Source organism: Streptomyces sp. SID3212, assembly GCF_009865405.1.
GTDB lineage: Bacteria > Actinomycetota > Actinomycetes > Streptomycetales > Streptomycetaceae > Streptomyces.
Genome location: NZ_WWJY01000974.1, coordinates 1 through 6,099, shown reverse-complemented (window position 1 = coordinate 6,099; position 6,099 = coordinate 1). Strand labels below are relative to the sequence as shown.

Annotated in this window: 5 protein-coding genes; 4 read left to right on the top strand and 1 reads right to left on the bottom strand. The window is 68.2% G+C overall.

Features of this window, described 5'->3' with window-relative positions; translation table 11 throughout:
- A partial coding sequence (locus GT042_RS29295) for an ROK family transcriptional regulator (RefSeq protein ID WP_161311726.1) occupies window positions 1-1,288 on the bottom strand: 1,288 nt, incomplete at its 3' end.
- Window positions 1,289-1,430: 142 nt separating this feature from the next.
- On the opposite strand from GT042_RS29295, the gene GT042_RS29290 reads away from it, so the two are divergent.
- Genes GT042_RS29290 through GT042_RS29275 form a run of 4 tightly spaced genes read left to right on the top strand, consistent with a single transcriptional unit; the run spans window position 1,431 to window position 5,973 of the window.
- On the top strand, window positions 1,431-2,741 hold the full coding sequence (locus GT042_RS29290; protein ID WP_161311725.1) for a sugar ABC transporter substrate-binding protein: 1,311 nt from the start codon (window positions 1,431-1,433) through the stop codon (window positions 2,739-2,741).
- A 10-nt stretch (window positions 2,742-2,751) separates the two neighbouring features.
- Complete coding sequence (locus tag GT042_RS29285) at window positions 2,752-3,762, top strand: sugar ABC transporter permease (protein WP_161311724.1); 1,011 nt, start codon at window positions 2,752-2,754, stop codon at window positions 3,760-3,762.
- Window positions 3,755-4,615 carry a carbohydrate ABC transporter permease gene (locus tag GT042_RS29280; RefSeq protein ID WP_161311723.1) on the top strand — a complete coding sequence of 287 codons (861 nt, stop codon included), beginning with the start codon at window positions 3,755-3,757 and terminating at the stop codon, window positions 4,613-4,615. The genes GT042_RS29285 and GT042_RS29280 overlap by 8 nt, the downstream gene beginning before the upstream one ends.
- Before the next feature lie 20 nt (window positions 4,616-4,635).
- Window positions 4,636-5,973 carry a GH1 family beta-glucosidase gene (locus tag GT042_RS29275; RefSeq protein ID WP_161311727.1) on the top strand — a complete coding sequence of 446 codons (1,338 nt, stop codon included), beginning with the start codon at window positions 4,636-4,638 and terminating at the stop codon, window positions 5,971-5,973.
- The last annotated feature ends 126 nt before the right edge of the window (window positions 5,974-6,099 follow it).

Below are 6,099 nucleotides of genomic sequence, written 5' to 3'. Positions count from 1 at the left end.
CCGCGAGGCCACCCGCGTCCCCGGGAGCCCCGGGCGCGGGCACCCGGGGACGGCTCCCGCCCCGCGCCAGAAACGCCGCGAGCGGCAACGTCGCCGCCCCCACCGTCACCGCGTCGGGCCCCAGTTCACCCAGCTCGATCGTGGTCCGCGCCGACGGGTGCCTGAGGGAGTACGCCTCCGCGTGCCGCCGGATCGCGGGCAGCAGGTGCGGCCCGATCAGCAGCCCCGCCCAGCCGCCCAGCAGGATCCGTTCCGGCAGGAAGAGGTTGATGAGATCCGCGACGGCCGCCCCGAGGCACTCCGCCGTGTGGTCCAGGAGCGAGACCGCCAGCGGATCGGGCGGCGGCCCGTCGGGCCCGGGGAACGCCGCTTCGAGCAGCGCGGCCAGCGCCGTCTCGTCGTCGGCGTCGTCGGGCAGCGGCCCGCCCGCCTCGTACCACCGTTCACGCATCGCCTCGGCGCCCGCGTACGCCTCCAGGCAGCCGATGGAGCCGCAGCGGCATCTTCGCCCGCGCATCTGGACGGTGGTGTGCCCCCACTCCAGCGCGCTGCTGCGGCGGCTCTCCTCGACCAGACTGCTGCCGTGGATGACGCTCGCGCCGACCCCGGAGCCGATGAGGGCGATCGCCGCCGTACCGGCGCCCCTGCCCCCGCCGAACCACATCTCGGCCTGGCCCAGCGTCTTGGCGCCGTTGTCGATGAACAGCGGTACCTCGGGCGGGATTTCGAAGCCCTCCCGGAGCAGCTTCTCGAAGGGCACGGCGCTCCAGCCGATGGTCTGGCCGTGCACCACCGCGCCGTCCTGGCCGCCCCGTTCGATGATGCCGGGGACGCCGATGCCGATGCCGAGGAGCCGGGCGGGGTCGGCGCCCGCGTCGCGCAGGACGTCGGCGACCCCGGAGCGTACGTGGGAGACGATGCGTTCGACGTCGTACCCGTGCTGGGCGAGGAGCCGTTCGGTCCTGGCGAGTTCGGTGAGCGACAGGTCGAAGAGCTCGACCCTGACCCGGGTCTCGCCGATGTCGATGCCGATCAGCAGTCCGCCGTCGGCGGCGACGCGGAGCAGGGTACGCGGACGGCCGCCGTCGGAGTCGACGACACCGGCCTCTTCGAGGAGGCCCTCCGAGGCCAGTTCCGCGACAACGTTGCTGATGGAGCCCGAACTGAGTCCTGTGGCGGATCCGAGTTCCTGGCGGCTCAGCGGACCGTCGAAATACAACCGTTGTACAACCCTGGCACGATTGCCCCGGCGCAGGTCACGCACTGTCCGTCTGCCGCGCTCAGCCATGTTGCTCCTTCCCGGCAGGCAACATACCCCGGCCCCAGCCCTTGACGCGACCTTCTCTCACCTCTTAAATCACGTCATAAATTAAGTCATGGAGGCCGTTCGACTCTCGAACGCTGCCATCCCCGGAAAGGGGCCACCTCACATGCGCAAGGCCAGAGCCGCAGCAGCAGTAACCATCGTCAGCGCTCTCGCGGCAGCCGTCACCGGTTGCGGCGGGGGATCGTCAGAAGGTGGAAGCAACGAATCACCGAAGACCCTCACGTACTGGGCGTCCAACCAGGGTCCCAGCATCGAGGCGGACAAGAAGATCCTGACCCCGGAGCTCGCGAAGTTCGAGAAGCAGACCGGGATCAAGGTCAAGCTCGAGGTCGTGCCGTGGTCGGATCTGCTCAACCGGATCCTCGCCGCCACGTCGTCGGGCAAGGGCCCCGACGTGCTGAACATAGGCAACACCTGGTCGGCCTCGCTCCAGGCGACCGGTGCCCTTCTCCCGTGGAACACGAAGAACTTCGACGCGATCGGCGGCAGGGACCGGTTCGTCGACTCGGCGGTGGCCTCGGCCGGCGCGGAGGGCAAGGACCCCTCCGCCGTGCCGCTGTACTCGCTGGCGTACGCCCTTTACTACAACAAGGCGATGTTCAAGGACGCGGGCATCGAGAAGCCCCCGGCCACCTGGGACGAGCTGGTCGCCGACGGCAAGAAGATCTCCAAGGACGGCAAGTGGGCGCTGGGCGCGGAGGGCGGTAACCTCTCCAACAACATCCACCAGGTCTTCGCCCTCGGCAAGCAGCACGGCGCCGACTTCTTCGACAAGGACGGCAAGCCGACCTTCACGTCGGACGGCGCTGTCGCCGCCGTGAAGCAGTACGTCGACTTCATGGCCAAGGACAAGATCATCGCTCCGGGCAACGCGGAGTACGCCCAGAACCAGTCCCTCCAGGACTTCGCCAAGGGCAAGACGGCCATGGTCCTCTGGCAGGCCGCCGCGTCGACCTTCGCCTCCCAGGGCATGAAGCCCGAGGACTGGGGCGTCGCCCCGGTGCCCGTCCAGTCCGGCGTTCCCGGCACGGGCGAGCAGACCAACTCCATGGTCGCGGGCATCAACATCGCGGTGTTCAACAACACCAAGAACATCGACGGCGCGAAGAAGTTCGTGAAGTTCATGACGAGCGACGCCGAGCAGACGCTGCTGAACAAGACCTACGGCTCGGTCCCGCCCGTCAAGGCCGCGCAGGAGGACCCGGCGTTCGGCGCCTCGGACGTGAAGGTCCTGAAGGACACGCTGGGCACCAGCGCCGCTCCGCTCCCCCAGGTCGCGAACGAGTCCCAGTTCGAGACGACCGTCGGTACGGCCGTCAAGGGCCTGTGGGCCGACGCCGCGGCGGGGAAGCCGGTGACCACCGAATCCGTCAAGGCAGCACTGACCAAGGCCCAGCAGCAGATGACTCCGTGAGGCTCTCTCCATGACCGCCACCGTGACACCCAGCAGTGGGCGCAAAACGGGCGACGTGGAGAAGACGGACAACGGGGGTGCGCGCGGACGACGTTTCCCGCGCATCCCCGACCGGATCCGTCAGGGCGGTCTGCCCTACCTCCTGCTGCTGCCCGCCGTCGTGCTCGAACTGCTCGTCCACATCATCCCGATGGTGATCGGGATCTGGGTGAGCTTCAGGCAGCTCACCCAGTTCTTCATCCGGAACTGGGGCAATTCCCCCTCCGCCGGTTTCGACAACTACAAGGTCGCCATCGACTTCGATGCCCCGATCGGTCAGGCGCTGCTCCACTCGTTCCTCGTCACCTGCGCCTTCACCGTGCTCTCCGTCGGGCTCTCGTGGCTGCTCGGGGTCGCGGCGGCGATCATGCTCCAGGAGAACTTCCGCGGCAGGAGCATCCTGCGGACGATCTTCCTGGTCCCGTACGCCCTGCCCGTGTACGCGGCGGTCATCACGTGGGCGTTCATGTTCCAGCACGACAACGGCGTGATCAATCACGTCCTGCACGACCAGCTCGGCCTCACCGACAAGCCCTCGTTCTGGCTCATCGGCAACAACAGCTTCATCGCGCTGGTGATCGTCTCGCTCTGGAAGTCCTGGCCCTTCGCGTTCCTGATGCTGATGGCCGCCCTCCAGAACATCCCGCGTGACCTGTACGAGGCCGCCTCCATCGACGGGGCGGGCATCTGGCAGCAGATCCGCAAGATCACGCTGCCGTCGCTGCGCCCGGTCAACCAGGTGCTGGTGCTGGTGCTCTTCCTGTGGACGTTCAACGACTTCAACACGCCGTACGTCCTGTTCGGCAAGTCGGCGCCGGAAGCGGCGGACCTGATCTCGATCCACATCTACCAGTCGTCCTTCGTCACCTGGAACTTCGGTTCCGGCTCGGCGATGTCCGTCCTGCTGCTGCTCTTCCTGCTGCTGGTCACGGCGGTCTACCTGCTCATCACCTCACGGGGAAGGAAGGGCACCGATGTCTAGCCCCCGGTCTCCCATGGCGCCGCCGCAGTCGTTCCTGTGGACGCGCCGCGTCGTCCTGACGGTGCTGGCGGTCTTCGCGCTGCTGCCCGTCTACGTGATGATCAGCAGCTCGCTCAAGCCGCTCCAGGACGTGTCGGGGAAGTTCCAGTGGATCCCGACGAACCTGACGATCCGCCCGTACTTCGACATCTGGAAGACGGTCCCGCTCGCCAAGTACTTCGTGAACTCGCTGATCGTGGCGGGTGCGGCGACGGTGCTCTCCGTGGTGATCGCGGTGTTCGCCGCGTACGCCGTGAGCCGGTACAAGTTCCGCGGCAAGCGGACCTTCACCATCACGGTGCTCTCCACCCAGATGTTCCCGGGGATCCTCTTCCTGCTCCCGCTGTTCCTCATCTTCGTGAACATCGGGAACAGCACCGGCATCGAGCTGTACGGCTCGCGCGCCGGGCTGATCCTCACCTACCTGACGTTCTCGCTGCCGTTCTCCATCTGGATGCTGATCGGGTACTTCGACTCCATCCCGCGCGAGCTGGACGAGGCCGCCATGGTGGACGGCTGCGGACCGATCCGCGCGCTGTTCCAGGTCGTGGTGCCGGCCGCCGTCCCGGGCATCGTGGCCGTCGCCGTGTACGCGTTCATGACGGCCTGGGGCGAGGTCCTCTTCGCCTCCGTCATGACCGACGACCAGACCCGTACCCTCGCGGTCGGTCTCCAGGGGTACGCCACCCAGAACGACGTCTACTGGAACCAGATCATGGCCGCCTCGCTGGTCGTGAGTGTGCCCGTCGTCGTCGGGTTCCTTCTCCTCCAGCGCTACCTCGTCGCCGGCCTGACCGCGGGCGCCGTGAAGTGAACCACCCCGAAAGGCTGTTCGTGAACGACCTCAACGCCCTCCCTCCCGATTTCACCTGGGGCGTCGCCACCGCCGCGTACCAGATCGAGGGGGCGGTGGCCGAGGACGGCCGTGCCCCGTCGATCTGGGACACGTTCTCGCACCTCCCCGGCACGATCGACAACAACGACAACGGTGACGTGGCCTGCGACCACTACCACCGGGTGCCCGAGGACATCGGGCTGATGAAGCGGCTCGGCGTCGACGCGTACCGCTTCTCGCTGGCCTGGCCCCGGGTCATCCCCGGCGGCGACGGCCCCGTCAACAAGGCGGGTCTCGACTTCTACGACCGGCTGGTGGACGGACTGCTGGAGGCCGGCATCACGCCGTTCGCCACGCTCTACCACTGGGACCTGCCGCAGGCGCTCCAGGACCGGGGCGGCTGGCCCGTCCGCGAGACCGCCGAGCACTTCGCCCGGTACGCCTCCGTCGTCGCCGAGCGCCTCGGCGACCGCGTCAAGGACTGGGCGACCCTCAACGAGCCGCTGTGCTCGTCGTGGATCGGCCACCTCGAAGGCAAGATGGCGCCCGGCGTCACCGACCTCGAAGCGGCGGTACGCACCTCGTACCACCTGCACCTCGGCCACGGGCTCGCGGTCCAGGCGATCCGCGCGGTCTCGCCGGACGCGCGGATCGGGATCGTCAACAACCTCAGCCCGGTCGAGGCGGCCTCGGACAGCGACGCGGACCGCGCCGCCGCCGTGCGCGCCGACGGGCACACCAACCGCTGGTGGCTGGACCCGATCCTCGGGCGCGGCTATCCGCAGGACATGGTCGACCTGTACGGGGTGGAACTGCCGATCCGGCCCGGTGACCTGGAGACCATCGCGGCGCCGCTCGACTGGATGGGAGTGAACTACTACTTCCGCCAGATCGTGAAGGACGACCCGGCCGGCATCGCGCCCTTCGCGCAGCAGGTCGAGGGGCCGAACGCGCTCCACACCCACATGGGGTGGGAGGTGCACGCGGAGGGCCTGGAGCAGCTGCTGCTCCGCCTCACCGACGAGTACGGCGTCCAGCGGATCTTCGTGACGGAGAACGGCTCGGCCTTCCCCGACGTCGTACGCGCGGACGGTACGGTCGACGACCCCGAGCGGACCCGGTACCTGGAGGACCACCTCGCGGCGTGTGCCCGGGCGGTGGAGAAGGGCGTCCCGCTCGCGGGGTACTTCGCCTGGTCGCTGATGGACAACTTCGAGTGGGCGTACGGCTACGACAAGCGGTTCGGCCTGGTCCACGTGGACTACGAGACGCAGACCCGCACGATCAAGTCCAGCGGGTACCGCTACGCGGAGATCATCCGCGAGGCGTCGGCCTGACGCTTTTGTCCTCGATCGCCCGGACAGGCTGAACTCTCGGCCCGTCCGGGCGATCGCGTCCGGCCCCTCCGGCGGAACGTCCAAGCCGAGCCGGGGAAAATCAAGCCCGTCCGGCGATTGAGGACA